The sequence below is a fragment of the Pseudomonas sp. TE3899 genome, assembly GCF_056279105.1.
In genome coordinates this window covers 2501-27721 of record NZ_JBWBQR010000001.1, presented here as the reverse complement: position 1 = coordinate 27721, position 25221 = coordinate 2501, and the positions used below count along the sequence as shown (strand labels likewise).

Below are 25221 nucleotides of genomic sequence, written 5' to 3'. Positions count from 1 at the left end.
CGCGGGCAAGCCTCGCTCCTACAGGATTTGTGTCGTGCCCAATCGCGCGATCAAACCAAAACCCGTAGGAGCGAGGCTTGCCCGCGAATGGCCGCGCCGCTGATCTGAACCTTTTGCACTACCCAGCCGCCGGACAACCCGGCAAAATGCCCGCCATGACCTCGACCCCCGCCCTACCCGCCTGCTGCACCCCACTCGATGCCCATTGGCCGCTGCCGTTCGTGCTGCCCGATACGGTCTTGCTGAGCACGCACTTCGACACCTCGCAACTGGCCAGTGATGACTTCCAGCGCAGTGCCATCGCGCCGCCAGCAAGTATTCAGCGGTCGGTGGCCAAGCGTCAGGCGGAGTTTCTCGCCGGACGCGTCTGTGCCCGGGCGGCGTTGCAACAATTGGAAGGGCTGAGTTTTGTCCCGGAAATCGGCGAAGACCGCGCGCCGGTATGGCCGGCGCACATCACCGGCTCGATCACCCACAGCACCGGCCGGGCCGCAGCGATTGTCGCGAACAAGGCGCACTGGCGCGGCCTGGGCATGGACCTGGAAAACCTGCTCAACGTCGAACGGGCCGAACGCCTGGCCGGGGAAATCCTCACGCCGCCGGAGTTGCAGCGCATGGCCGCCGGTGCGAAAGATCAACTGGCGATGCTGGTGACCCTGACCTTTTCGGTGAAGGAAAGTCTGTTCAAAGCGCTGTATCCGATCGTGCAGAAGCGTTTTTATTTCGAGCATGCCGAAGTGCTGGAATGGACGGCGGCGGGTCAGGTGCGGTTGCGGTTGCTCACTGATTTGTCCAGTGAGTGGCGTCACGGGACGGAATTGGAGGCGCAGTTTGGGGTGCGGGATGGGCAGTTGTTGAGTTTGGTCAGTATCAAGGCTTGAGGACGCCATCGCGGGCAAGCCTTGCTCCTACGGGGCAGTGTGGCCACCACATGCCTCACCGCTTCTCCTGATTGCGCGGCCAACTCAAACTGAAACACGCCCCACCCAGGCTTTTGCTCTTGCTGATCAGCGCCCGCCCGCCATGCCAATGGACGATGCGCCGCACAATCGACAGGCCGAGGCCATGCCCGCCGGACGCGCGGGTGCGGCTGTCATCGAGGCGCAGGAACGGCGTGAAGATTTTCTCCCAGGCGGTTTCCGGCACGCCCGGCCCGTCATCCTCGACGTCCACCCGACAGCGCAACTGGCCCACCTGATAACTGACGGTGACCCGCGACTGCGCGTGGCGCATGGCGTTGCTGACCAGGTTTTGCAGAGCACGGTGCAAATAGCGCGGTTCGGCTTCGACCCAGGCTGCGTCGCAATCGGCGGCGGACAGGCACAACCCGCGCTGCACCGTAACTTGCGCGCGCAGCGGCGCCAATTCTTCGATCACCTGATTGACCAGTGCATCCAGATCGACCCGCTGGAAATTCAGTGCCGGCGAGCCCTGCTCCAGCCGCGCGTAAGTCAGCATCTCGTCCACCAGTTTGTCGAGGTCCTCGATGTCGTGGTCCATGCCTTCGCGGTATTTTTCCAGGGCCTGGGGCGTGGTGGCCGAGCCGATCATCTCCAGGCCAAACCGCAGGCGCGCCACCGGGGTGCGCAGTTCGTGGGACACGGCGCGCACCAGTTCGCGCTGGATCGCTAGCAGTTGCTGCAAGTGTTCGGCCATGCCATTGAACGCCGAGGCCAGGCGCCCGACCGAATCCGCACCGCGCGCCGGGACACGGGTTTCCAGACTGCCCTTGGCGATGCGCGTGGCGGCGGCTTCGAGACCGCGTAGACGGCGCTCCAGTTGCCGCACCAACAGGTAGACGATCAGACCGATCAGCGTCAGGCCCAGCGCGGCGATCAGCACCAGCCACTCCGGCGGATACGGGTTCATCTGGAACAACGGGCCAATCTCCAGCACCCACGGCGTGCCGACCATCCCGGCAAACACCCGGATCGAATCGCCGCCCTTGCCCAGCGCCATCACCGTGTCGCCTTCGGACACCCGACGACTTTGATCCTCGTCCATGTCCGCCTGTTCGACCTTGACCAGTCGCAAGTCAAAACCAAAGCCTTTGTCTTCCTTCAATTGCGCCAGACGCTCGGGTTGCTCGGCGACCGGGTAGCGCACCAGTTCGTCGGCCAACAGGTAAATGGTCGCCCGGGCCAGTTGCTCACTGATCTGCTGCACTTCGCCGGTGAGCACCAGTTGTTCCTTGTCGCTGACCAAGCGATATACCTTCGCCGCATGCGGGCCGGTCTGTTCGACCAGCGCCTGGCCGCGCAGCACGCGGGTGCGCTGGGTCAGGTCGAGGTCGGTCTGGGAGAAGGTTTGCAACGCCAGCGGGATGCCCAGCAGGCGCTCCCACACCAGTAATGCACGGTGACGTTCGGTCTCGTTCATCGGTTGCAGGTTGTCGGCCATCAGCGAGAACGTGCCATGGGCCAGGCGTTCGCGGTACTGCTCGCTGCGCACCTGGTTGAGCAGGTGCAGCGCCAGCACGCCAAGCACCGCCACCAGGATCAGCGCCGCACACATGCCGCCGTAGATGCGCAGGAAGATCGAGTTCACAGCGTGCAGGCTTCCGGTACGAACAGATAACCTTTGCTACGCACGGTCTTGATCAGCCGTGGATGCTCCGGGTCATCGCCGATTTTCGGGCGAATGCGCGAGATGCGCACGTCGATGGAACGGTCCTGGCCGTCATAGCCGATGCCGCGCAGGGCGGTGAAGATTTCTTCCCGGGACAGGATGCGCCCGGCGTTGGCCACCAGCAGCCACAGCAGGTCGAACTCGGCGCTGGTCAGTTCGATGCCGTTGTCGTTGAGCCAGGCTTCGCGTAGCGCGTTGTCCACCACCAGCGGGCCGAATTGCAGACGCCGGAGTTTTTCCGGGGCCACTTCCGGCGCTTCGCTGCGGCGCAGCAACGCCTGGATGCGCGCCAGCAGCAAGCGCGGGCGCACCGGTTTGCACACGTAGTCGTCGGCGCCCAGGTCGAGGCCGAGGATCTGATCGGTGTCGTCGGTGCGGGCGGTGAGCATCAGGATCGGGCCGTCGTACTTGTCGCGCACCTTGCGGCAAATGCTCAGGCCGTCTTCGCCGGGCAGCATCAGGTCGAGAATCACCAGGTCCGGTTGTTCCTTGATGATCCGCGCCGCGGCCAGGGCGCCGTTGCCTTCGATCGATACGCGCAGGCCATTGGCTTCCAGGTAATCGCGGGTCAGTTCGGCCAGACGCTGGTCGTCCTCGACAATCAATACCTGCCAGGCTTCTTGCTCCACGGGTGACCTCTGCTTGCCAACAACACTAATAAGGAAGGATCCGCCCGTCTTTTTGTAATGATTGGGGAGGATAAGAATGCGTGTATACCGGCCGATTGTATAAACGCCACCCGCCGAGAAAACAAGTCGGCAAATGCGTTCGGACAACCGCGGATTTTGTGATAGGGTTCGCGCCCTTAAAAATCCAAATGGCTGTTTTCAATCATTGAAAATCGTTGAAAAACGGCTCGATCCAGCAGCGTCGCGGCTTACACGCTCGTTCCACCTTTCACCCACAATTTACGCACAGGTTTATCCACAGGTAGTACGTTGCAACACTCCCCGAAACGCACTATCTTGTACCCCGGCGCTAAAAAAACCCTACATGTAGGGTTTTTGCTTAAAAGCCCAACCACATTTCAGACCCGGAACTCAAGCGCTTTATTGCCTGTTTACGGTTGAACCAAGCGAGATTTTCAAAGACCAAACCACACAAGTGGATGGCACCGTTTTTTCAGGCCAGAGCGGCCAGAACGGTACGGGTGTTGCAGTCATAACTGGCACCCAGAAAGGAATCCGGTTTCGAGCCCAGGCTCGCAGCCAAGACTTCGGCAAGGAAGCTGCGTCATCAGCCTTTTTCCTACTGCCCTGAAGTCGTTATGCCCGACACCCGTCGGTTGTAGTGCTTCAGGACAGAACGGTGGGCACCGTGATGGTGCCCAAACAAACATAGAGAATGTGGAGACAACCCCCCATGCAAACCGACACAACTCGCGAGAACCCGCAGGGCACCTTGCCGCAGGCTGCTGATTCGTCTTCGGACCTGTCCGCCACCGCGCCTGGCCAACTGCGCGTGATCAAGCGTAACGGCACTGTCGTTCCTTACACCGATGACAAGATCACCGTCGCCATCACCAAAGCGTTTCTCGCAGTTGAGGGCGGCACCGCTGCCGCCTCGTCGCGAATCCACGACACCGTTGCCCGCCTGACTGAACAAGTCACCGCGACCTTCAAGCGTCGCATGCCTTCGGGCGGCACCATCCACATCGAAGAAATCCAGGACCAGGTCGAACTGGCCCTGATGCGTGCCGGCGAGCAGAAAGTGGCTCGCGACTACGTGATCTACCGTGACGGTCGTTCGAAAGAACGCGCCGCCCACGCACCGGTCGAGGAAGCGGTCAACGCTCACCCATCGATCCGCATCACCCGCGCCGATGGCACCTTTGCACCTCTGGACATGGGTCGCCTGAACACCATCGTCACCGAAGCGTGCGAAGGCCTGGAAGAAGTCGACGGCGACCTGATCCAGCGCGAAACCCTGAAGAACCTGTACGACGGCGTGGCCCTGACCGACGTCAACACCGCCCTGGTGATGACCGCCCGTACTTTGGTTGAGCGTGAGCCGAACTACTCGTTCGTGACCGCCCGCCTGCTGATGGACACCCTGCGTGCCGAAGGCCTGAGCTTCCTGGAAGTTGCCGAAAGCGCGACTCACCACGAAATGGTCGACCTGTACGCCAAGGCCCTGCCTTCGTACATCGCCAAGGGTATTGAATTCGAATTGCTGAACCCGATCCTGGCCACCTTTGACCTGGAAAAACTCGGCAAGGCCATCAACCACGAGCGCGATCAGCAGTTCACGTACCTGGGCCTGCAAACCCTGTACGACCGTTACTTCATCCACAAGGACGGTATCCGCTTCGAACTGCCGCAGATCTTCTTCATGCGCGTGGCCATGGGCCTGGCGATCGAAGAGAAGAACAAGGAAGACCGTGCGATCGAGTTCTACAACCTGTTGTCGTCCTTCGACTACATGTCCTCGACCCCGACCCTGTTCAACGCCGGTACTTTGCGTCCACAGCTGTCGAGCTGCTACCTGACCACCGTGCCGGATGACCTGTCGGGCATCTATCACGCGATCCACGACAACGCCATGTTGTCGAAATTTGCGGGCGGCCTGGGCAATGACTGGACGCCGGTTCGTGCCTTGGGTTCGTACATCAAGGGCACCAACGGCAAATCCCAGGGCGTGGTTCCGTTCCTGAAAGTGGTGAACGACACCGCCGTTGCCGTTAACCAGGGTGGCAAGCGCAAAGGCGCTGTGTGTGCCTACCTGGAAACCTGGCACATGGACATCGAAGAGTTCATCGAACTGCGCAAGAACACCGGTGATGATCGTCGTCGTACCCACGACATGAACACTGCCAACTGGATCCCTGACCTGTTCATGAAGCGCGTCTTCGATGACGGTCCGTGGACCCTGTTCTCGCCTTCCGAAGTTCCGGATCTGCACGACCTGACCGGCAAGGCCTTCGAAGAGCGTTACGAGTACTACGAAGCCCTGTCCCAGTACCCGGGCAAGATCAAACTGTTCAAGACCATCCAGGCCAAAGACCTGTGGCGCAAAATGTTGTCCATGCTGTTTGAAACCGGCCACCCATGGCTGACCTTCAAAGACCCGTGCAACCTGCGCAGCCCGCAGCAGCACGTGGGCGTGGTCCACAGCTCGAACCTGTGCACCGAGATCACCTTGAACACCAACAAGGACGAGATCGCCGTTTGCAACCTGGGCTCGATCAACCTGCCGAACCACATCACCAACGGCAAGCTGGACACCGCCAAGCTGGAACGCACCGTGAACACCGCCGTTCGCATGCTCGATAACGTTATCGACATCAACTACTACTCGGTGCCACAAGCGAAGAACTCCAACTTCAAGCACCGTCCGGTCGGCCTGGGCATCATGGGCTTCCAGGATGCGCTGTACCTGCAGCACATTCCGTACGGTTCCGATGCGGCCGTCGAGTTCGCCGACAAGTCCATGGAAGCGGTCAGCTACTACGCGATCCAGGCTTCCTGCGACCTGGCCGACGAGCGCGGCGCCTACGAGACGTTCCAGGGTTCGCTGTGGTCCAAAGGCATCCTGCCGCTGGATTCGCAACAAATCCTGATCGAGCAACGTGGCCAGAAGTACATCGACGTTGACCTGAACGAATCCCTGGATTGGGCACCGGTTCGTGCCCGTGTGCAGAAAGGCATTCGTAACTCCAACATCATGGCCATCGCGCCGACCGCGACCATCGCCAACATCACTGGCGTGTCGCAGTCGATCGAACCGACCTACCAGAACCTCTACGTGAAATCGAACCTGTCGGGCGAATTCACCGTGATCAACCCGTACCTGGTTCGCGACCTGAAGGCTCGCGGTCTGTGGGACTCGGTCATGATCAACGACCTGAAGTACTACGACGGTTCGGTGCAGCAGATCGAACGCATCCCGCAAGAACTCAAAGAGCTCTACGCCACCGCGTTCGAAGTGGACACCAAGTGGATCGTTGACGCGGCCAGCCGTCGTCAGAAGTGGATCGACCAGGCTCAGTCCCTGAACCTGTACATCGCCGGCGCTTCGGGCAAGAAGCTGGACGTGACCTACCGCATGGCCTGGTACCGTGGTCTGAAAACCACTTACTACCTCCGTGCCCTGGCCGCGACCAGCACCGAGAAGTCGACCATCAACACCGGCAAGCTGAACGCTGTTTCCAGCGGCGGCAACCACGGTGAAGATTCGGTCCTGGCCGCTCCGGCCGGTCCTGCTCCAGTGCCGAAGGCTTGCGCCATCGACGAGCCGGATTGCGAAGCTTGCCAATAAGCTGAGCCGGTAGGCGCTGCAAGGCGCCTTACCTGAAACCCCCGATCAGTCCTCTGGATTGTCGGGGGTTTTCTTTTGTCTGGCGCAAAGGGTTGTCTGGTCTGACGCCTTCGCGGGCAAGCCTCGCTCCTACAGGCTCTACGTCGTCCACGTGATCGACACAAAACCTGTAGGAGCGAGGCTTGCCCGCGAAGAGGCCTGCCCGATCACCACAGAATCCGCGCCCGGACAAAAACCCCGGGCATAAAAAAACCCCTCTTGCGAGGGGTTCTTTATGCCGCGCGTTCCAGCATCAGGTCATCTGAATGATGGTCTGCATGATGGTGCTCTGGGTGGAGATGGTCTTGGCGTTCGCCTGGTAGTTGCTTTGCGCCTTGATCAGGTTGACCAGCTCGTTGGTCAGGTTGACGTTGGACTCTTCCAGGGAGTTGGACTGGATCGAGCCCAGGGTGCCGGTTTCCGGAGCGTCGTAGCCCGGGATACCCGAGGCGAAGGTCTCTTTCCAGCTGGTGCCGCCGACCGCCTGCAAGCCTTGTTCGTTGGTGAAGCTGGCCAGCGCAACCTGGCCGATGGCCTTGTTCTGGTTGTTGCTGAAGTTGGCGAACAAGGTGCCGGTGCCGTCGATGGTCAGGTTGGTGATCTGGCCGGTAGCGTAACCATCCTGGGTCGGAATCGTGCGCGAGGTGTCCGCGTTGTACTGGGTGGTCTTGCCCATGGAAATGGTAATGCCAGCCGGGTTGGCACCGGCGCCGTTGGCCTTCCAGGTGCCGTTGGTCACGGTGCCTGGCACCCAGCCTGTCATTTTCAGGTCACTGCTGATAGTCGGGAGCGTAGCCGGCGGGACCGGCGGCGTGCTCACCTGCAGCAAATTGCCATTGGTGTCGAATGTCAGCGTCGAGGCGATCGGCGGGGTAGCAGGGTCGGTTGGATCACTGCCCGTCGCATCCGGGTTACGACCGTCCACCAGGGTGTAGACCTTCCAGGTATTGGCACCGGTTTTCACCACGTACTGATCCATCGGGTGCATGTTGCCCTGACTGTCATAGATCGGGGTGGTGAACTGCTTGGTGAAAGACGCCGATTTGGTCGGGTCGAATGGAACACCCGTGGCCGCTGTGTTATCGACCGGCAAGGACGTCGAGTTCAAGTTGATCGACGAAGTCACCACCGTCGTGGTCTTCGGTGCCAGGTTCGAGGTGTCGAGTTTCAGGTCAGTCAACACGCCGTTAATGATCTTGCCGTTGGCATCCACGCCATAGCCTTGCAGGCGGGACGTCTGGTCGCTGTTGGTGATGAAACCGTCCTTGTCGACCTTGAATGTACCGTTACGGGTGTACGACAACGAACCGCTATTGCTCAGGGTGAAGAAACCCGAGCCGTTGATGCCCATGTCCAGCACGTTGCCCGTGTTGTTGACGTCACCCTGGGTGAACTGCTGGGAAACGTTGGACAGGCGCACGCCGCTGCCAACCACCTTGGTGCCGCTGCCGAGCTTGGTCGCCGAGTAGACGTCTTCAAACTCTGCGCGAGAGGATTTGAAACCGGTGGTCGCCACGTTGGCGATGTTGTTACCGGTCACATCCAGTTGTTTGTTGGCTGCATAGAGACCGCTAAGGCCGATATTGAAAGACATATTCCACTCCTTTGTGCCGTGTTAGTCGGCTCTATATACCAATGGTTTGAACTTTGGACAGGGCGACCGGGCCCAGGCCTGCGAGGTTGAGCATCAGCTCGCCGCCCGTCTGGCTGAGGGTCACACTGTTGACGGTCGCCGGCAGGTAAACCGCCAGGTCCGTCGCCTTGCCGTCGATCGGCGTACTGGCCTTGATGGTGTAGGCGCCGACCGGAACGGCAGTGCCGCTCGAATCCTTGCCATCCCATGTGAAGCTGGAGTTGCCGACGGCTCGGGAGCCCAGGTCGATGGTTCTGACGGTCTTGCCGTCTTTGTCGGCAATGGTCACGGTGCCGCTGGCGATCGACGAGGTCAGGTTCACCGAGCCGGTCACAGGCTTGGTCGGATCATCGATCTGGATATTGTTGGTCTGCACGATCACGGAACGACCCACCAGGGACGAAGCCTGCAATGCCTGCGAAGAGTTGTAGTTGCCGGCAATCGAGCTGACCGTGTCGTTCAGCGTGGTGATGCCTTCCAGGCTGCTGAACTGCGCCAACTGCGCCACGAACGCACTGTTGTCCTGCGGATCCAGCGGGTTCTGGTTTTTGAGCTGGGTCACCAGCAATTGCAGGAACGCATCTTTGCCCAGCGTCTGGCTGCCGGTGGCGCTGTTGGTCGCCGAAGCAATGCCGCCCGCCGTGGAGTTGCTGGTCTTCACCGACGAGTTCGCCAGAATGTCGTTAATGCTCAGGCCGCTGGTGGAATCGGTAACACTCATCTGAGTCGCCCCTTATCACTGACCGAGGGTCAGGACCTTCTGCATCATGGTTTTGGCGGTGTTCATCATTTCGGCATTGGTCTGGAACGAACGGCTCGCGGAAATCATGTCGGCCATTTCTTCGACGACGTTGACGTTCGGGTAGTAGACGTAGCCCTTGGCGTCGGCCGCCGGATGGTTCGGCTCGTAGCGCGCGTCAAGGTTGCTCTGGTCTTCGACCACGCCCAGCACTTGCACGCCTTGGCCGGCGGCGTCCTGGTTCTGGAACAGCGAATCGCTGCCGCCGCTCTGGCCGCCCTGGAACATGGTGGCGAACACCGGGTGACGGGCGCGGTAAGTCTGGTCGATGCTCGACGAGACGGTTTCGGCGTTGGCGATGTTCGAAGCGACGGTGTTCAGACGAGTCGTCTGGGCACTCATGCCGCTACCGGCGATGTTGAAAACACTGGCGAGGGACATGACTTACTCTCCACGCAGGGCTGAAACCAGCCCTTTGAATTTGCTGTTGAGCAGGGTGAAGCTGGCCTGGAAGCCGACCGCGTTTTCCGCGTAGTTCGACTGTTCCAGTTGCGCGTCCACGGTGTTCTGGTCGATCGACGGTTGCATCGGCGTGCGATACAACAGCGACTCGTCGCCATTGCCCAGGCCTTGCGCTTCGATATGACGGCTGTTGGTCATGTTCAAGGCGAAAGAACCGCTCTTGGTTTTCTCGTTCTGTGCGGCAAGCACTTTGGAGAAGTCCAGATCCCGAGCCTTGTAGTTCGGGGTGTCGGCGTTAGCGATGTTGTTGGCCAGGACTTCAGCACGCTGGGCGCGGAAGCCCAGGGCTTGTTCGTGGATACCGAGCGCTTTATCGAAGCTGATGCTCATGTCGGGAAACCTTCGGGTGACCTGATTTTTCGTAACTTGAACATAGCAAGCGGCGTGCCAATTCAAAAAACCCCGTAAACCGGGGCTTTGCGGGCATCGGCAACGCGGCAATGCCAGAAAAGCGGCAACGGGTTTCCGCCGCCTGCCGCTTTTCTGCCGCTTTCCCACGGCCAACACCGATTCAATTGCAGGAGCGAGGCTTGCCCGCGAAAGCGTTGGATCAGTCAATGATGATGCTGTCTGGCACACCGCCTTCGCGGGCAAGCCTCACTCCTACGTGATGCAAAAGCAGCACGCATAAAAAAGGAGCCCCTGAGGACTCCGTTTTTATGCGCGCTGCTTCTGCATCACTTCGCCTGGTAAATGATCCCCGGGCTGCACTGGACCATCTGGTAATGATCCGGCAAACCGTTCAGCGCTTCAGAAGCGCCAAGAAACAGATAACCGCCCGGCTTCAACGTGCTGTGGATGCGCAACAGGATGTCCTTCTTCACCTCGGCGGAGAAGTAGATCAGCACGTTGCGGCAGAACACGATATCGAACTTGCCCAGGGCCGCGTAGCTGTCCAGCAGGTTGAACGAACGAAACTCAACCCGGCTCTTGATCGGCGCCTTGATCGCCCAGCGGCCCGGCCCTTTCGGGTCGAAGAAACGCTGCAGGCGTTCGGGCGACAGACCGCGGCCGATCGCCAGGCTGTCGTACTCGCCGGTCTTGCAGTTGGTCAACATGGTGCCGGACAAATCGGTGGCAACGATCTGCGCCCCCATCTTCAACTGGCCCATGTTGGTCCGCTCGAACTCGTCGATCGACATCGACAGCGAATACGGTTCCTGACCCGACGAACACGCCGCCGACCAGATCCGCAGGCGTTGGCCGGGAGCCGCCTTGATGGCTTCGGGCAGCACCTTGTTCTTCAAGACTTCAAACGGATAGGTGTCACGAAACCACAGGGTTTCGTTGGTCGTCATGGCATCCACCACCATTTCGCGCAAACCACTGCGCGGCTGGGTCTGGATGCGCTGGACCAGCTCACCCAGGGATTTGATGCCCTGCTGTTCCATCAGTTTGTTGAGACGGCTCGAAACCAGGTACTGCTTGTTTTCACCGAGCAAAATGCCACAGGCTTTCTCCAGGAAGACCCGGAACTGTTCGAAATCCAAATTACCTGTAGACAAAGATACCGCCTCTTAAATCGTGTTGACCGCCAGGGGCAGAAGGCCCCTAGCTGATATCTGCTGCTTTGATCCGGTCGACTACCCGGGATGCCAGGTCATCAGGACGGAATTTGGCAAGGAAGTCATCAGCACCGACTTTCTTGACCATCGCCTGATTGAACACACCCGACAACGAAGTATGCAGGATGATATGAAGCTTTTGCATGCGAGGGTCGCTGCGGATCTCGGCCGTCAGGGTGTACCCGTCCATCTCCGGCATCTCGATGTCGGAAATCATCATCAGGAACTCTTCTTCCGGCTTCTTGCCCTCATCGACCAGCTTGCGCAGGTAATCCAGCGCCTGTCGACCGTCGTTCAACGCCACCACTTCGACGCCGACCGTTTGCAGGCAACGCGAGACCTGCTTGCGCGCCACCGACGAGTCATCGACCGTCAACACCCGCAAGGACAACGCCTTGTGCTGGGTTTCGACATCGACCACACCCACCGAAATCGCTTCCGGAGTCGGCGCCACTTCCGCCAGGATCTTTTCGACGTCGATGATTTCGACTAACTGATTGTCGACCCGAGTCACAGCCGTGAGGTAATGATCGCGTCCAGTGCCCTTGGGTGGCGGATGAATCTCCTCCCAGTTCATGTTGACGATGCGCTCTACCGACCGGACCAGGAAACCCTGGGTCTTGGTGTTGTACTCCGTGATGATCACGAAGGGATTGCTTTGGTCGAGCAACCGACCGGAACCGGTGGCCATCGCCAGGTCCAGGATCGGAATGGTCGCCCCACGAATATTTGCCACACCGCACACGACGGGACTGGACTTGGGCATCAAGGTCAGTTTGGGGCATTGCAGCACCTCACGAACCTTGAACACGTTGATGCCATACAGCTGCTGACCGTCGAGACGGAACAACAACAGCTCCAGGCGATTCTGCCCTACCAGTTGCGTGCGCTGGTTTACCGAATCCATTACACCAGCCATGCCCAGACTCCTACACCAACAACGCTAAGTTGTGTTGCGACGCACATTCATCACTAAACGGCACGGCGCTTGCTTTTTAACCCGTATGAACGAACAAACGACATTTTTCCGACGCCTGACATCAACCTACCGCAATTTGCTGTGCGTGGTGTCGGCCGTTTGCTTATTTCCTGTTGGCAGCCCTGCCGTTGCTGACGCGGTTACCTTGCCTGATATGCTTATCGGCGTGACTCAGGGCTTTCTTGAATTCACCGTAGAAGACTATCTGGCCACCAGTCAAACGGAAGGCCGCTACGAAATCGAGGTCAAGCAGCTCGATCCACGCCTGCGCATGCCCATGTGCGACAAGGAATTGACAGCCACACTGGAGAGCCCGGCGACCCCGATTGGCCGGGTCACGGTCAAGGTTCGCTGTGAGGGTAGTTCCCCGTGGACTGTGTTCGTACCCGCTCAAGTGCGCCTGTTTCGGGACGTTGTGATCACCACCCGCCCCCTCAAGCGCGCCGGGATTATCGAACCCGGCGACGTTGCTATGCGCGAGCGGGACATCAGCCTGATCAACCAGGGCTATTTCACCTCGGTTGACCAGGCCATCGGGCAAAAACTTACCCGACCAACGGTCGGCGATCAGGTCATTACCCTGGTCCATCTGGAACAGGCTGAAGTGGTGCGCAAGGGCGACCAGGTGGTGATTACCGCCCGCAGTGGTACGCTCAGTGTGCGGATGCCGGGTGAAGCGCTGTCCAATGGCGGCCTGGCCGAGCAAATACGGGTCAAAAACCTCAACTCCATGCGGGTCATCAAGGCGCAAGTCACCGCGCCGGGCCAAGTGGAAGTGTCCATGTAGAGGTCAAGCTATGGCGCTCTGGCAGGTGGTTACCTAAACTGTGCCCATGCAGCGCTGGCGCATGCAGCTCATTGCACAAATGAGCCTAAAGTTTTCGCAGGTATTGCCGAAAACATGGCAAGCGTCCAAATACCCAGAGGTTTTTTTATCATGGTCATTGATTTCAGCCGTTTGAACAGCTCCTCGTCACTTACGGGCAGTACACGTACCAGCGTTGCCAAGGAAACCGACGACGCCGGCAAATCCGCGCCGCTGAATACCCCGGCCGAACAGGCCAGTACCGTCAAAAGCGGGGAATCGGTACATCTCAGCAATGAGGCTCAACAGTTGCAGAAGGTCACTGACAAGCTGCGCGATCAGCCTGCCGTCGACAACGCCCGTGTGGCCGAGTTGAAAGCAGCGATTGCCGATGGCAGCTATAAAGTCGACAGCAGCCGTGTAGCCAGCAAACTGCTCAACTTCGAAGCCCAGCGCTAGGCCCACCGCCTGCGCCAGGCTTTTGGACGCTTAAAACCCAAGGCCAGCCATGCACGACACTAATCTACTGCAACTGATCACCGACGACTTTGCTCCAGCGCAACGCTTGCTGGAGTTACTGCAAACCGAGTCCCTCGCCTTGCACGGTCGCGACATGCCACTGCTCGAAGAGATTCTGGCGCAGAAACAGGCATTGATCATTTTGCTCGAACAGCATGGCCGCAAGCGCAGCGAAATCCTCGCCAGCCTCAGCCTGCCCACCGATCGCAGTGGCCTGGAGCAACTTGCCAGCCATTCCAGCATCGGCGATGAGTTGCTGGCGCAGGGCGATGCACTGACCGATCTTCTGGCTCAATGCCAGGCGGCCAACGCCAAGAATGGCCAGTCGATCCTGATGCAACAGGCCGCCACGGCCAATCAGCTGAAAATCCTCACCGGTGGCGAACCTCCAGCGCTCTATGATGCACGCGGCGCAACCGCGAAGATGGCAAAGCCACGTCCGCTCAGTCAGGCCTGACCCCCGTCCATGAGCACGCCCTATCAAGACGCGAAACATACTGGCAGAATGCCCGCCAGTAGTCATATTTTGTCTGGAGATTGATGAACCGTGTTCAATGCCTCAAGCGCGGAAGACGCTCCGCAACCACCCAAGGTGCTCACCACACCCCTGGAAATCTCCGGCAACCTGCGCCAGCTGCAAGACAGCCATGATCCGCTGATCATCACGTTCCATGAGCGCAGCCAGCGCTTCCAGAGCTATCTGGTGGACATCGACCGTGACAGCAACATGATGGCGCTGGATGAAATGATTCCCCGCGATGGTGAACGCTTCCTGCTGGCCGGTGAACCGTTCAAGGTCGAAGGCTTTCATGACGGTGTACGCATTGCCTGGGACAGCAACGGTCCGCTGACCATCGACGAGTCCGGCGGTGGCCGCTGCTACCGTGGCGCGCTGCCGTCCGAAGTGGTTTACCACCAACGTCGCAACGCCTTCCGCGCCGCGTTGAAGCTGGCACAGTTGGTCAACGTCGAACTGGGTGGCGAAAAGCTCAAGTCGCCAATCAACGGCAAGTTGCTGGACATCTCCGCCACCGGCTGCAAGCTGCGCTTCGAAGGCGATATCACCTCCAGCCTGCAACTGGGCCAGGTCTACGACCGGTTCGTCGCTGCCCTGCCCTTTGGCAGCATGACCGCCCCGGTTGAACTGCGCTACCTGCACTTCGAAGAAAGAATCTCCACCACCTTCGCCGGCGTGCGCTTTCACAACATGAGCGGCCTGGTGCAACGGCAGGTCGAGCGCTTCGTCTACCAGCTGCAACGCGAAGCCCGGCGCTTCGACAAAGACGACATGTGATCACGCCGCGTCAATAAAAAACGGGCAGTCCCTTGCGGTGACTGCCCGTTTTTTTTATGCCTCGATGTTAAGGCCTGGCCTCGGTAAAGCTTTGCTCGCGACCAGCGTCCGGGTCTTCGGGATCGTGGGGATCTGTCGGATCTTCCGGGGTCGGATCGGGTTCAGGCTCTGGCTCTGGTTCCGGCTCGATCGGATTCTGCATCTGGTCTTGCACCACCTGCTCATCGACCCGAGGATCGAGGGCTGCCACCAGCGGCGAACTGGACATACTGTCGGGCATGGCCACGTGGTGCAGCGGTGCATCGTCGACCACATGCAGGTTAGTCACCGCTTTCGGGCGAATCCGCCACACCAGCACCAACGCGAAGAAACTGAAAAAGGCGTACAGCATGTGGCTGCCGAACAGCTTCATCAGCACCCCCGCCACCAGCGGCCCGATACTGGCGCCGACACCGTAGGTCACCAGCAGCATCGCCGTCAGCGACACCCGACGATCACCCTCGACGTGGTCATTGGAAAACGCCACCGCCAGCGGATACAGGCAGAACTGCACCAACGAACAAAGGAACCCGGCGATAAACAGCACCTCCAGCGGCACCTCCGTCATGATCGCCAGCGGCAACGCGGCCACGGCCAGGCACAAGGCGAAGCAGCGGATCAGCAGCGCCCGGTCGTACCGATCGGACAACCAGCCCAACGGCCACTGCACCACCAGCCCGGCAAAAATGCAGCTACCCATGAACAGACCGACCTGCTCAGTGGAAAGCCCCTGCTGCGAGGCATACAGCGGCGCCAGGCCGTAGAACGACCCGACGATCAACCCCGCGCCCAACACCGTGCTCAACGACTGTGGCACGCGCTTGATGAAGAACCGTGGCTCCATCGGTGCCGGATGCAAAGGCGCCGGGTGAATGCGTCGAGTCAGGGCCACCGGCACCAGGCACAACGCGAAACACAGGGCGACCAGCATCAGCAGTTCCAGACCGAGCGCCGGGTGCAGGACCAGGATCAACTGACCCAACACCAGCCCCAGGTACGAGGCAATCATGTAGCCACTGAACACCAGGCCGCGCTGCTTGGCCTCTGCCTGCTCGTTGAGCCAGCTTTCGATCACCATGTACTGGCACATCATGCCCAGGCCGACAATGACCCGCAGGAACAGCCAGGCGGGCAACCAGTCGATCAAGCCGTGACCCAACACCGCCGCGCCGACAATCCCGGCACACGCCGCGTAAGCGCGGATATGCCCGACCCGGGCAATCAATCGGTGACCGATCTTGCCGCCCAGCACCAGGCCGAAATAGTTGGCGGCCATCAACGCACCGACCCACAGACCATCCACATGGTCGGCGGCCAGGCGCAGGGCCAGATAAGTACTTAACAAGCCCGAGCCGATCAACATCATCAGCGAGGCGAAATACAGCGCTCGAAAGGATTTCCAGATTTGGCGCATCGGCGTTCCGAGCGGCTCCTTGCAGTGGGATCGGGCTATCGAAAACGATAGCCCGTAGACGACGGATCGTCAGGCCTGGGCTGCTAAAACACGCCGTTCCCAGGGAGTAATTTCATCAAAGAAGCTGGTCAACTCCATGGACTTCGAAGCGATGTAGCCTTCGATGAACTCCTTGCCGAACAGTTCCATCGCCAATTGACTACGTTTCAGACGTTCGAGGGCCGCATGCAAGGTACATGGCAACGAAAGATTATCCGGCACCACGAATTCACCCTGAATCGGCGCACTCGGTTCCAGCTCGTTTTCGATTCCGTACAACCCCGCAGCCAGGCTCGCAGCGATTGCCAGGTACGGATTGGCATCCGCGCCGGGCAAGCGATTCTCGACCCGTCGAGCCACCGGCGAACTGGCCGGAATGCGCAAACCCGCAGCCCGGTTGTCGTGGGACCAGCAGGCATTATTCGGCGAGGCAAACGGGTGGCACAAACGCTGGTACGAATTGACGTTGGGTGCAAACAACGCGGTGAAGTCTGCCATGCCGGCCTGCTGACCACCGATGAAATGACGGAAGGTTGCCGTCGGTTCACCCGCCTTGTCGCTGAACACGTTACGCCCGCTGCCGATCTCGACGATGCTCTGGTGAATATGCATCGAACTGCCCGGCGTGTGAGCCAATGGCTTGGCCATGCACACCACGGTCAGGCCGTGCTTGAGCGCGACTTCCTTGAGCAGGTGCTTGAACAAAAAGGTCTGGTCGGCCAGCAGCAGCGGATCGCCGTGTAGCAGGTTGATCTCGAACTGACTGACACCCATCTCATGCATGAAGGTGTCGCGGGGCAAGCCCAGGGCCGCCATGCCTTCGTAAACTTCACTGAAGAAGGGGCGCAAGCCGTTATTGGAACTGACGCTGAACGCCGAATGACCGTCCTCACGACGACCATCCAGGCCCAGCGGCGGCTGGAACGGTTGCGTCGGGTCGGGGTTGGGCGCGAAGACAAAGAACTCCAGCTCGGTCGCCACCACCGGCGCCAGGCCTCGCGCGGCATAACGGGCGATGACCGCTTTGAGCTGTCCGCGAGTCGATAGCGACGAGCTTTCTCCGGTCAGTTCGTCCGCATCACAAATAGCGAACGCCCGGGGTTGCTTGCTCCAGGGCAAGCGGTGGATCTGCGCAGGATCCGGCACCAACGCCAGGTCGCCATCATCGCTGCCGTAAAAGCGCGCTGGCGGATAGCCGCCCATGATGCATTGCAGCAGCACACCCCGCGCCATCTGCAACCGTCGCCCTTCGAGGAAACCCTCGGCGGTCATTACTTTGCCCCGTGGTACGCCGTTCAAATCCGGCGTGACACATTCAATCTCATCAATGCCCGTCAATCGCTGAGCGAGTGAACGCTGGCCATCGGTTGTCATGACGCAATCCTTGTTGTTGTGCGAGCCGCGAACGGCGACCCGTACAAAATAGGCTCCGCCCGTTCGGAATATCAAGCAGCGGGAAACAAAAATGCGTAATTGCGTAGAGGCGTGTTCAGGGCAGGTAGAGGCTGAATACGCCACCACCCAGCGGGCCGCCATTGCTGATTCGGGTATAACCACCGACGCCGTTGCGCTGATGCAGCGCAGCAATCCGCCCGGCGAAGTACAGGCCAAGGCCGGTGCTGCCGGAGCTGTGGTTGATCCCCTGCACATAATCTGCCTGGCGTTCGATCATCTCCGGCGGATACCCCTCACCGTCGTCGTTGATGGTGATCACCAACTGACCGGCTTCGTCGCTGACCGTGATCAACAGCGCATCCTTGGCATATCGAATTGCGTTGTTGATGCTGTTGGCCAGCACCGAAGCAACCAGCTCCCGGTCGAAGAACCCCAACGGGCTCAGCGGATCGACTTCGTACGTCGCCATGATGCCGCGACTGGCGAACACTTCTTGATGCGCCGCCAATTGCGCTTCAATAAAGTCGTCCAGCTCGTGGTAAGCCGGCTGCAACGGCATCTGGTTGACGCCGAGCTTATACAGCCCGAGCAACTGCACCAGCATGCCGTTGAGGTGGGCGAATTCGAAGTCGATAACGCCCTGCTCTTTGGAATGCTGCTGATCAGGCAAGCGCGCCAGCCATTGGCTGTGCGCCTGCATCAGCATGGCCAGGGAGTTCTTCATGTCGTGCACGGTAGAGGCAATCACCGTGGAGAAATCGAGTGCCTGTTCGCTGTCGCTCATTCGCCAAACGCCTTGCTTCGCAGCTTCTGATAACGGGAAAAACGCGGGTCAGTATCGGGCATCAGGCCGACCGTTTTCAGGCAGGCTCGACACTCTTCAAGTTCCACCGAAGGCGCACTGGCATCAGTGCCATGCAGCAGCGACTGTGCCATGTTCAGCGCAATACTGATGTTCTTCGGTTGCAGCGCGAGGGCTTTGCGGAACACGTCCCGCGCCTCCACCAGGTTGCCGGTCTTGTAGACCCGCACGCCTTGACGGTTGAGGTCGGCCGCCGCGTTACCGGCATTGAGGATGGTCGGGTCGTCGGTCAACTTGGCGATGCCTTGCATCACCGCCGGGTCGTCACCGTAGATCTCGGCACAGTTTTTCAGCATCGAAGCGCCGGCACTGGCCTGTCCGAGCATTTGCAGTTGCTTGGCCACCAGCAGCGCCGCTTCGGCGCTCATGAATTGCTCCATGCCATCGAGGCGCATCATCGCTTGTTCGGTGAGCTTCTCCGCCGTCTCTGCATCGTTGAGCAGCAGGCTGGTGGCTTTCATCAGCCGCGCACGAATCTGCAGGCCGGGGTCGGAGGGATTCTCCTTGGCCACCGCGCTGAGGGTCGTGTTGATTTCCAGTCGGGTGCGGGTGTCCAGACCTTTTTCACTGCCTTTACTGATCAAGGCGTGGGCCAGACCCAGATTGCTTTCCGCATCCTTGAAACGGGACTGCGCGCCCTGAGCCACCGCCTGACGATAGGCTTTGGAAGCGGTTTCAAAATCTTCGTTGGTCATTGCCAACTTACCCAGCAATGCTTGTCGGCGCACCGCCAATGGCGACAGGCGAATGGCTTCCTCCAACACACGCTGGGCGCCCTTGGTATCGCCTTCGGCGACCAACACATCGGCCATGCCGTCATACAGCGCCGGCATCATCGGAAACACCTTCAGCGCCTTCTCGTAGACGCCTTTGGCCTGGCTTACCTGTCCGCGCTTGAACAGCAATTTGCCGAGCCCGGCAAACGCCCAAGGCAAAGGCCGATCAGCAATGATGCTGTCGTAGAGCCGCTCCAGCGCCTCGTTCTGATTCAGGTCGCGCAGGGCATCGGCGCGGTAACGCAGGCACAGCGGCGAATAGCGGATATCCTGCTTGCACAGCGCGATGCAGGCGTTGAGCACCTCCACCGGTTTGTTACGGTCGAGCGCCTGCAGGATCGGCTTGAGCAAGGTCTTGCGCTGCACCAGCCGCTCCAGGCGCTGGGCCAGGCCGGAGCGGTTGAACGGTTTGGTCAGGTACGCGTCGGGTTCGTGCTCCAGGGCACTGAGCACCATCGCCTGACTGGTCTCGGCGGTGACCATGACGAATACACTTTCATGGCTGATCAGCTTCTCGATCATCAGGTCCTCGAGCACCTGCTGACCGTTCTTCTTGCCATCACCCAGGTGAAAATCCTGCAAGATGAAATCGTAGGACTTCTGCGCACACATGCGCAGCGCCTGTTCACCGGTATCAGCGGTGTCGACATCCTTGACGCCCAGTTCTCGCAGCATGGACCTGACGGAGCTGCGGAAATCCGAGAAATCATCGACGATCAGAAAACTCTTTTGGTGATACGACAGCATCGAAGATTTCCAGGCAATTTAAGAAGAACAACCCAAAGACAGATACACAGCTACGCCGCCCCTTCAGGCGCGCAGATGATAACGGCAGGCCAAAGGCTATCAAGCGATTTCTCTAGTTGCCGCAAGCAAAGAGAACAGCGACCCTTCGGGTTATCGGCCAGTAGTGGCGTTCCCTTGAAGCGGCGAGCGTATAAACGTGCATTTGGCTGCGTCGACGCGGGCCTTGATGCACACTTGGGTGGCGACGTACTTACTCTTTGAACTCAAGGTCTGATTACTGTGTACACCAAAGGACGCTGTATTTTGTCCGTTTGTGTTCTGCTGGCTACTGAGCATGCACTGGCGGCTGGAATGGACTGTACGAAAGCGGCGAGCGCCGTAGAGAAAACCATCTGCGCCCATACCGGGCTGTATGGACTGGATACTCAAATGGGATCGGCTTATCGGAGCCTGGTCAAAGTCCAGCCCGAACTGAAAACCGCTCAGCGTGCCTGGCTGAAAATCCGTGACCAGTGTGCTGAAAACGTGGAGTGCCTCGATCAGCGCTACCGTGAGCGCTTGCAGGTACTGCAAAAGCAATGGAGTGAAGCGGTCATCTACACACCTGATGACGTCGACAGGTTGGTCTCAGAGGACTTGCGGCAAGCCATACAAAAAGCAGGCACCGTCGATGCTGAGTTCCCGTTGGAAAAGATATTGGACTCACTTGCGGTCAAAACAGGTACCACTGACTTTTCAGACGTGGCGGATGACGACAACGCTGCCGACGAGTATCACTTTCCGAAGACGATCCCGGCGGGTGTGACGCCAGACGAGTGGAAGGCTTTGACCGCCTCTAAAATCAGGGGAGAAGACGGCAATAGTTCTTACACCTTGATAGACCTGGACGGCGATGGACTGCGAGACCTTGTCGTCGATAACTACACAGGCGGTACCGGGTTATTTTCTTTTATAGAAACGTTTCGCCGTTCCGGAGATGTATTTGTCAGAAGGACACTGGCATTCGACTCTGAAGCCAACTCCGACAGCGCTCTCCTCTCCCTTAATGATCGCGGTGCAAACCAGTCCGTCAGCTGGATAAAGGCTCGCGGCCGCATTTATGCAGCCTACCGGAACAGCTACTACGGTGTTGATCACCTCTATCTTCTTGCCCCATTGAAGCTTAACGGCGCAGTGCCTACTGTTAGCGTTAACTACCGCTATAAGCTGTCTATTCCCAAGACACAAAAAGATGAAACCAGCGGCGCCACTGTTTCGTTGGAAGCCGCGCTGCATAAAGCACTCACCCAAGCTTTGGGTAGCGTGAACAGAACCGAAGCAAAAGATATAGGCGACCAGAGTCACCCGCTCTGCCCTATTCCTCCAAGCGGCGAAGGTGACAGTACTTATTACAGCTATGGCCCTGGGCATTACAGCTTCGAAATAGTCGGTGACATGCCTGTGATGATTGATGGGCAGTGCTATATCGGGAGGATGATGGATTGGTTTGGAGGATATAACGTCGAGCATGGACTACACGCGCAACTGCTGCTTCGCAAACCAGATCCCGAGGTTACCGAACGTAGCTATCAGGTGAATGGGCGACGGCGTATGACCGATGTGATGACTTCGATCGACAAAGTCGAAGGGGACAATGGCAACTAGTTAGTACAACAGGCGCAAAAAAGCCCCACCAGAAGATCTCTGAGTGGGGCTTTTTTATTACAGCCACTTTTTCGAGGGCAAAAACAAAACCCCTACCTGCATACGCAGATAGGGGTTTCGGAATTTAATCTTGACGATGACCTACTCTCACATGGGGAAACCCCACACTACCATCGGCGATGCATCGTTTCACTGCTGAGTTCGGGATGGGATCAGGTGGTTCCAATGCTCTATGGTCGTCAAGAAATTCGGGTACTGAGTCGCGGCCAGCTGGCCTCGCTTCAGCAAATTGGGTATGTGATAGCTTTCGGTGTTTTGTGAGTCTTTCGAACTTTCGGTTCGTTTCGTCTTCACACACCGCAATCTGCTCTTTCGACGCAAATTGCTTGGGTGTTATATGGTCAAGCCTCACGGGCAATTAGTATTGGTTAGCTCAACGCCTCACAGCGCTTACACACCCAACCTATCAACGTCGTAGTCTTCGACGGCCCTTCAGGGGACTCAAGGTCCCAGTGAGATCTCATCTTGAGGCTAGTTTCCCGCTTAGATGCTTTCAGCGGTTATCTATTCCGAACATAGCTACCCGGCAATGCCACTGGCGTGACAACCGGAACACCAGAGGTTCGTCCACTCCGGTCCTCTCGTACTAGGAGCAGCCCCTCTCAAATCTCAAACGTCCACGGCAGATAGGGACCGAACTGTCTCACGACGTTCTAAACCCAGCTCGCGTACCACTTTAAATGGCGAACAGCCATACCCTTGGGACCGGCTTCAGCCCCAGGATGTGATGAGCCGACATCGAGGTGCCAAACACCGCCGTCGATATGAACTCTTGGGCGGTATCAGCCTGTTATCCCCGGAGTACCTTTTATCCGTTGAGCGATGGCCCTTCCATACAGAACCACCGGATCACTAAGACCTACTTTCGTACCTGCTCGACGTGTCTGTCTCGCAGTCAAGCGCGCTTTTGCCTTTATACTCTACGACCGATTTCCGACCGGTCTGAGCGCACCTTCGTACTCCTCCGTTACTCTTTAGGAGGAGACCGCCCCAGTCAAACTACCCACCATACACTGTCCTCGATCCGGATAACGGACCTGAGTTAGAACCTCAAAGTTGCCAGGGTGGTATTTCAAGGTTGGCTCCACGCGAACTGGCGTCCACGCTTCAAAGCCTCCCACCTATCCTACACAAGCAAATTCAAAGTCCAGTGCAAAGCTATAGTAAAGGTTCACGGGGTCTTTCCGTCTAGCCGCGGATACACTGCATCTTCACAGCGATTTCAATTTCACTGAGTCTCGGGTGGAGACAGCGCCGCCATCGTTACGCCATTCGTGCAGGTCGGAACTTACCCGACAAGGAATTTCGCTACCTTAGGACCGTTATAGTTACGGCCGCCGTTTACCGGGGCTTCGATCAAGAGCTTCGCGTTAGCTAACCCCATCAATTAACCTTCCGGCACCGGGCAGGCGTCACACCCTATACGTCCACTTTCGTGTTTGCAGAGTGCTGTGTTTTTAATAAACAGTCGCAGCGGCCTGGTATCTTCGACCGGCATGGGCTTACGCAGTAAATGCTTCACCCTCACCGGCGCACCTTCTCCCGAAGTTACGGTGCCATTTTGCCTAGTTCCTTCACCCGAGTTCTCTCAAGCGCCTTGGTATTCTCTACCCAACCACCTGTGTCGGTTTGGGGTACGGTTCCTGGTTACCTGAAGCTTAGAAGCTTTTCTTGGAAGCATGGCATCAACCACTTCGTGTTCTAAAAGAACACTCGTCATCAGCTCTCGGCCTTAGAATCCCGGATTTACCTAAGATTCCAGCCTACCACCTTAAACTTGGACAACCAACGCCAAGCTGGCCTAGCCTTCTCCGTCCCTCCATCGCAATAACCAGAAGTACAGGAATATTAACCTGTTTTCCATCGACTACGCTTTTCAGCCTCGCCTTAGGGACCGACTAACCCTGCGTCGATTAACGTTGCGCAGGAAACCTTGGTCTTTCGGCGTGGGTGTTTTTCACACCCATTGTCGTTACTCATGTCAGCATTCGCACTTCTGATACCTCCAGCAAGCTTCTCAACTCACCTTCACAGGCTTACAGAACGCTCCTCTACCGCATCACCTAAGTGATACCCGTAGCTTCGGTGTATGGTTTGAGCCCCGTTACATCTTCCGCGCAGGCCGACTCGACTAGTGAGCTATTACGCTTTCTTTAAAGGGTGGCTGCTTCTAAGCCAACCTCCTAGCTGTCTAAGCCTTCCCACATCGTTTCCCACTTAACCATAACTTTGGGACCTTAGCTGACGGTCTGGGTTGTTTCCCTTTTCACGACGGACGTTAGCACCCGCCGTGTGTCTCCCATGCTCGGCACTTGTAGGTATTCGGAGTTTGCATCGGTTTGGTAAGTCGGGATGACCCCCTAGCCGAAACAGTGCTCTACCCCCTACAGTGATACATGAGGCGCTACCTAAATAGCTTTCGAGGAGAACCAGCTATCTCCGAGCTTGATTAGCCTTTCACTCCGATCCACAGGTCATCCGCTAACTTTTCAACGGTAGTCGGTTCGGTCCTCCAGTTAGTGTTACCCAACCTTCAACCTGCCCATGGATAGATCGCCCGGTTTCGGGTCTATTCCCAGCGACTAGACGCCCTATTAAGACTCGCTTTCGCTACGCCTCCCCTATTCGGTTAAGCTCGCCACTGAAAATAAGTCGCTGACCCATTATACAAAAGGTACGCAGTCACCCAACAAAGTGGGCTCCCACTGCTTGTACGCATACGGTTTCAGGATCTATTTCACTCCCCTCTCCGGGGTTCTTTTCGCCTTTCCCTCACGGTACTAGTTCACTATCGGTCAGTCAGTAGTATTTAGCCTTGGAGGATGGTCCCCCCATATTCAGACAAAGTTTCTCGTGCTCCGTCCTACTCGATTTCATGACTAAGAGATTTTCGCGTACAGGGCTATCACCCACTATGGCCGCACTTTCCAGAGCGTTCCGCTAATCTCAAAGCCACTTAAGGGCTAGTCCCCGTTCGCTCGCCACTACTAAGGGAATCTCGGTTGATTTCTTTTCCTCAGGGTACTTAGATGTTTCAGTTCCCCTGGTTCGCTTCTTAAGCCTATGTATTCAGCTTAAGATACCTAACTTATGTTAGGTGGGTTCCCCCATTCAGACATCTCCGGATCAAAGTCTGTTTGCCGACTCCCCGAAGCTTTTCGCAGGCTACCACGTCTTTCATCGCCTCTGACTGCCAAGGCATCCACCGTATGCGCTTCTTCACTTGACCATATAACCCCAAGCAATCTGGTTATACTGTGAAGAC

The 25221-nt window shown here is 58.2% G+C and carries 19 protein-coding genes and 2 rRNA genes; 7 read left to right on the top strand and 14 right to left on the bottom strand.

Going from position 1 to position 25221, the window contains the following annotated elements:
• Positions 1-155 precede the first annotated feature (155 nt).
• Complete coding sequence (locus tag ACZ89E_RS00125; RefSeq protein WP_476257002.1) at positions 156-881, top strand: 4'-phosphopantetheinyl transferase family protein; 726 nt, start codon at positions 156-158, stop codon at positions 879-881.
• A gap of 55 nt (positions 882-936) precedes the next feature.
• Here ACZ89E_RS00125 and ACZ89E_RS00120 read toward each other — a convergent pair whose 3' ends face one another.
• Both ACZ89E_RS00120 and ACZ89E_RS00115 read right to left on the bottom strand, forming a co-directional pair.
• Complete coding sequence (locus tag ACZ89E_RS00120) at positions 937-2547, bottom strand: ATP-binding protein (RefSeq protein WP_149662086.1); 1611 nt, start codon at positions 2545-2547, stop codon at positions 937-939.
• Complete coding sequence (locus ACZ89E_RS00115; RefSeq protein WP_149662085.1) at positions 2544-3257, bottom strand: response regulator; 714 nt, start codon at positions 3255-3257, stop codon at positions 2544-2546. The genes ACZ89E_RS00120 and ACZ89E_RS00115 overlap by 4 nt, the downstream gene beginning before the upstream one ends.
• A gap of 733 nt (positions 3258-3990) precedes the next feature.
• Here ACZ89E_RS00115 and ACZ89E_RS00110 point away from each other — a divergent pair.
• Entirely contained in the window at positions 3991-6885 is a 2895-nt protein-coding gene (locus ACZ89E_RS00110) for a ribonucleoside-diphosphate reductase subunit alpha (protein ID WP_476254604.1), read from the top strand.
• A gap of 292 nt (positions 6886-7177) precedes the next feature.
• Here ACZ89E_RS00110 and flgE read toward each other — a convergent pair whose 3' ends face one another.
• From flgE to ACZ89E_RS00080, 6 genes are all read right to left on the bottom strand, one after another.
• Positions 7178-8518 carry a flagellar hook protein FlgE gene (flgE, locus tag ACZ89E_RS00105; RefSeq protein WP_476254603.1) on the bottom strand — a complete coding sequence of 447 codons (1341 nt, stop codon included), beginning with the start codon at positions 8516-8518 and terminating at the stop codon, positions 7178-7180.
• Positions 8519-8549: 31 nt separating this feature from the next.
• Positions 8550-9278: a flagellar hook assembly protein FlgD gene (gene flgD / locus ACZ89E_RS00100; protein ID WP_149662082.1), complete on the bottom strand. Its 729-nt coding sequence runs from the start codon at positions 9276-9278 to the stop codon at positions 8550-8552.
• Between the two features lie 15 nt (positions 9279-9293).
• Entirely contained in the window at positions 9294-9737 is a 444-nt protein-coding gene (gene flgC, locus ACZ89E_RS00095) for a flagellar basal body rod protein FlgC (RefSeq protein WP_074879168.1), read from the bottom strand.
• 3 nt (positions 9738-9740) lie between these two features.
• Positions 9741-10148: a flagellar basal body rod protein FlgB gene (flgB, locus tag ACZ89E_RS00090; protein ID WP_133840424.1), complete on the bottom strand. Its 408-nt coding sequence runs from the start codon at positions 10146-10148 to the stop codon at positions 9741-9743.
• 347 nt (positions 10149-10495) lie between these two features.
• A complete protein-coding gene (cheR, locus tag ACZ89E_RS00085; RefSeq protein WP_133840423.1) occupies positions 10496-11323 on the bottom strand; it encodes a protein-glutamate O-methyltransferase CheR in 828 nt (275 codons plus the stop codon).
• 46 nt (positions 11324-11369) lie between these two features.
• Positions 11370-12302, bottom strand: coding sequence for a chemotaxis protein CheV (locus ACZ89E_RS00080; RefSeq protein WP_123516618.1), 933 nt, complete (start codon positions 12300-12302; stop codon positions 11370-11372).
• An 85-nt stretch (positions 12303-12387) separates the two neighbouring features.
• Between ACZ89E_RS00080 and flgA the strand changes: the two genes are divergently transcribed.
• The 4 genes from flgA to ACZ89E_RS00060 all read left to right on the top strand — a co-directional run bounded on the left by flgA (position 12388) and on the right by ACZ89E_RS00060 (position 14980).
• Positions 12388-13149: a flagellar basal body P-ring formation chaperone FlgA gene (gene flgA / locus ACZ89E_RS00075; protein WP_149662267.1), complete on the top strand. Its 762-nt coding sequence runs from the start codon at positions 12388-12390 to the stop codon at positions 13147-13149.
• 150 nt (positions 13150-13299) lie between these two features.
• Positions 13300-13626: a flagellar biosynthesis anti-sigma factor FlgM gene (flgM, locus tag ACZ89E_RS00070; RefSeq protein ID WP_476254602.1), complete on the top strand. Its 327-nt coding sequence runs from the start codon at positions 13300-13302 to the stop codon at positions 13624-13626.
• Between the two features lie 49 nt (positions 13627-13675).
• Positions 13676-14143, top strand: a complete 468-nt coding sequence (locus ACZ89E_RS00065; RefSeq protein ID WP_149662260.1) for a flagella synthesis protein FlgN — start codon at positions 13676-13678, stop codon at positions 14141-14143.
• Positions 14144-14233: 90 nt separating this feature from the next.
• A complete protein-coding gene (locus tag ACZ89E_RS00060; RefSeq protein WP_149662261.1) occupies positions 14234-14980 on the top strand; it encodes a flagellar brake protein in 747 nt (248 codons plus the stop codon).
• 67 nt (positions 14981-15047) lie between these two features.
• Here the strand turns inward: ACZ89E_RS00060 and ACZ89E_RS00055 are convergent, their stop codons facing one another.
• From ACZ89E_RS00055 to ACZ89E_RS00040, 4 genes are all read right to left on the bottom strand, one after another.
• Positions 15048-16433 (bottom strand): MFS transporter, encoded by a 1386-nt coding sequence (locus ACZ89E_RS00055; RefSeq protein WP_463258219.1) that lies wholly within the window; start codon positions 16431-16433, stop codon positions 15048-15050.
• Between the two features lie 69 nt (positions 16434-16502).
• Positions 16503-17744 (bottom strand): glutamine synthetase family protein, encoded by a 1242-nt coding sequence (locus tag ACZ89E_RS00050; protein ID WP_178129318.1) that lies wholly within the window; start codon positions 17742-17744, stop codon positions 16503-16505.
• Between the two features lie 217 nt (positions 17745-17961).
• Positions 17962-18651: a sensor histidine kinase gene (locus tag ACZ89E_RS00045; RefSeq protein ID WP_149662264.1), complete on the bottom strand. Its 690-nt coding sequence runs from the start codon at positions 18649-18651 to the stop codon at positions 17962-17964.
• Positions 18648-20252 (bottom strand): tetratricopeptide repeat-containing response regulator, encoded by a 1605-nt coding sequence (locus ACZ89E_RS00040; protein ID WP_149662265.1) that lies wholly within the window; start codon positions 20250-20252, stop codon positions 18648-18650. The genes ACZ89E_RS00045 and ACZ89E_RS00040 overlap by 4 nt, the downstream gene beginning before the upstream one ends.
• 279 nt (positions 20253-20531) lie before the next feature.
• Here ACZ89E_RS00040 and ACZ89E_RS00035 point away from each other — a divergent pair, with 279 nt between their 5' ends.
• Positions 20532-21896: a lysozyme inhibitor LprI family protein gene (locus tag ACZ89E_RS00035; RefSeq protein ID WP_476254601.1), complete on the top strand. Its 1365-nt coding sequence runs from the start codon at positions 20532-20534 to the stop codon at positions 21894-21896.
• A 128-nt stretch (positions 21897-22024) separates the two neighbouring features.
• Here the strand turns inward: ACZ89E_RS00035 and rrf are convergent.
• Both rrf and ACZ89E_RS00025 read right to left on the bottom strand, forming a co-directional pair.
• Positions 22025-22140, bottom strand: a 5S ribosomal RNA gene (gene rrf, locus ACZ89E_RS00030).
• Between the two features lie 153 nt (positions 22141-22293).
• Positions 22294-25185 (bottom strand): 23S ribosomal RNA (locus ACZ89E_RS00025).
• Positions 25186-25221: the final 36 nt, after the last annotated feature.

Excerpts from the sequence above, each read along its gene's own strand:
- flgC (WP_074879168.1), bottom strand. The coding sequence starts at position 9,737 with ATGTCCCTCGCCAGTGTTTTCAACATCGCCGGTAGCGGCATGAGTGCC.
- ACZ89E_RS00110 (WP_476254604.1), top strand. The coding sequence starts at position 3,991 with ATGCAAACCGACACAACTCGCGAGAACCCGCAGGGCACCTTGCCGCAG.
- flgA (WP_149662267.1), top strand. The coding sequence starts at position 12,388 with ATGAACGAACAAACGACATTTTTCCGACGCCTGACATCAACCTACCGC.
- ACZ89E_RS00055 (WP_463258219.1), bottom strand. The coding sequence starts at position 16,433 with ATGCGCCAAATCTGGAAATCCTTTCGAGCGCTGTATTTCGCCTCGCTG.
- flgM (WP_476254602.1), top strand. The coding sequence starts at position 13,300 with ATGGTCATTGATTTCAGCCGTTTGAACAGCTCCTCGTCACTTACGGGC.
- ACZ89E_RS00125 (WP_476257002.1), top strand. The coding sequence starts at position 156 with ATGACCTCGACCCCCGCCCTACCCGCCTGCTGCACCCCACTCGATGCC.
- flgE (WP_476254603.1), bottom strand. The coding sequence starts at position 8,518 with ATGTCTTTCAATATCGGCCTTAGCGGTCTCTATGCAGCCAACAAACAA.
- flgB (WP_133840424.1), bottom strand. The coding sequence starts at position 10,148 with ATGAGCATCAGCTTCGATAAAGCGCTCGGTATCCACGAACAAGCCCTG.
- flgD (WP_149662082.1), bottom strand. The coding sequence starts at position 9,278 with ATGAGTGTTACCGATTCCACCAGCGGCCTGAGCATTAACGACATTCTG.
- ACZ89E_RS00050 (WP_178129318.1), bottom strand. The coding sequence starts at position 17,744 with ATGACCGCCGAGGGTTTCCTCGAAGGGCGACGGTTGCAGATGGCGCGG.
- ACZ89E_RS00065 (WP_149662260.1), top strand. The coding sequence starts at position 13,676 with ATGCACGACACTAATCTACTGCAACTGATCACCGACGACTTTGCTCCA.
- ACZ89E_RS00080 (WP_123516618.1), bottom strand. The coding sequence starts at position 12,302 with ATGGCTGGTGTAATGGATTCGGTAAACCAGCGCACGCAACTGGTAGGG.
- ACZ89E_RS00045 (WP_149662264.1), bottom strand. The coding sequence starts at position 18,651 with ATGAGCGACAGCGAACAGGCACTCGATTTCTCCACGGTGATTGCCTCT.
- ACZ89E_RS00040 (WP_149662265.1), bottom strand. The coding sequence starts at position 20,252 with ATGCTGTCGTATCACCAAAAGAGTTTTCTGATCGTCGATGATTTCTCG.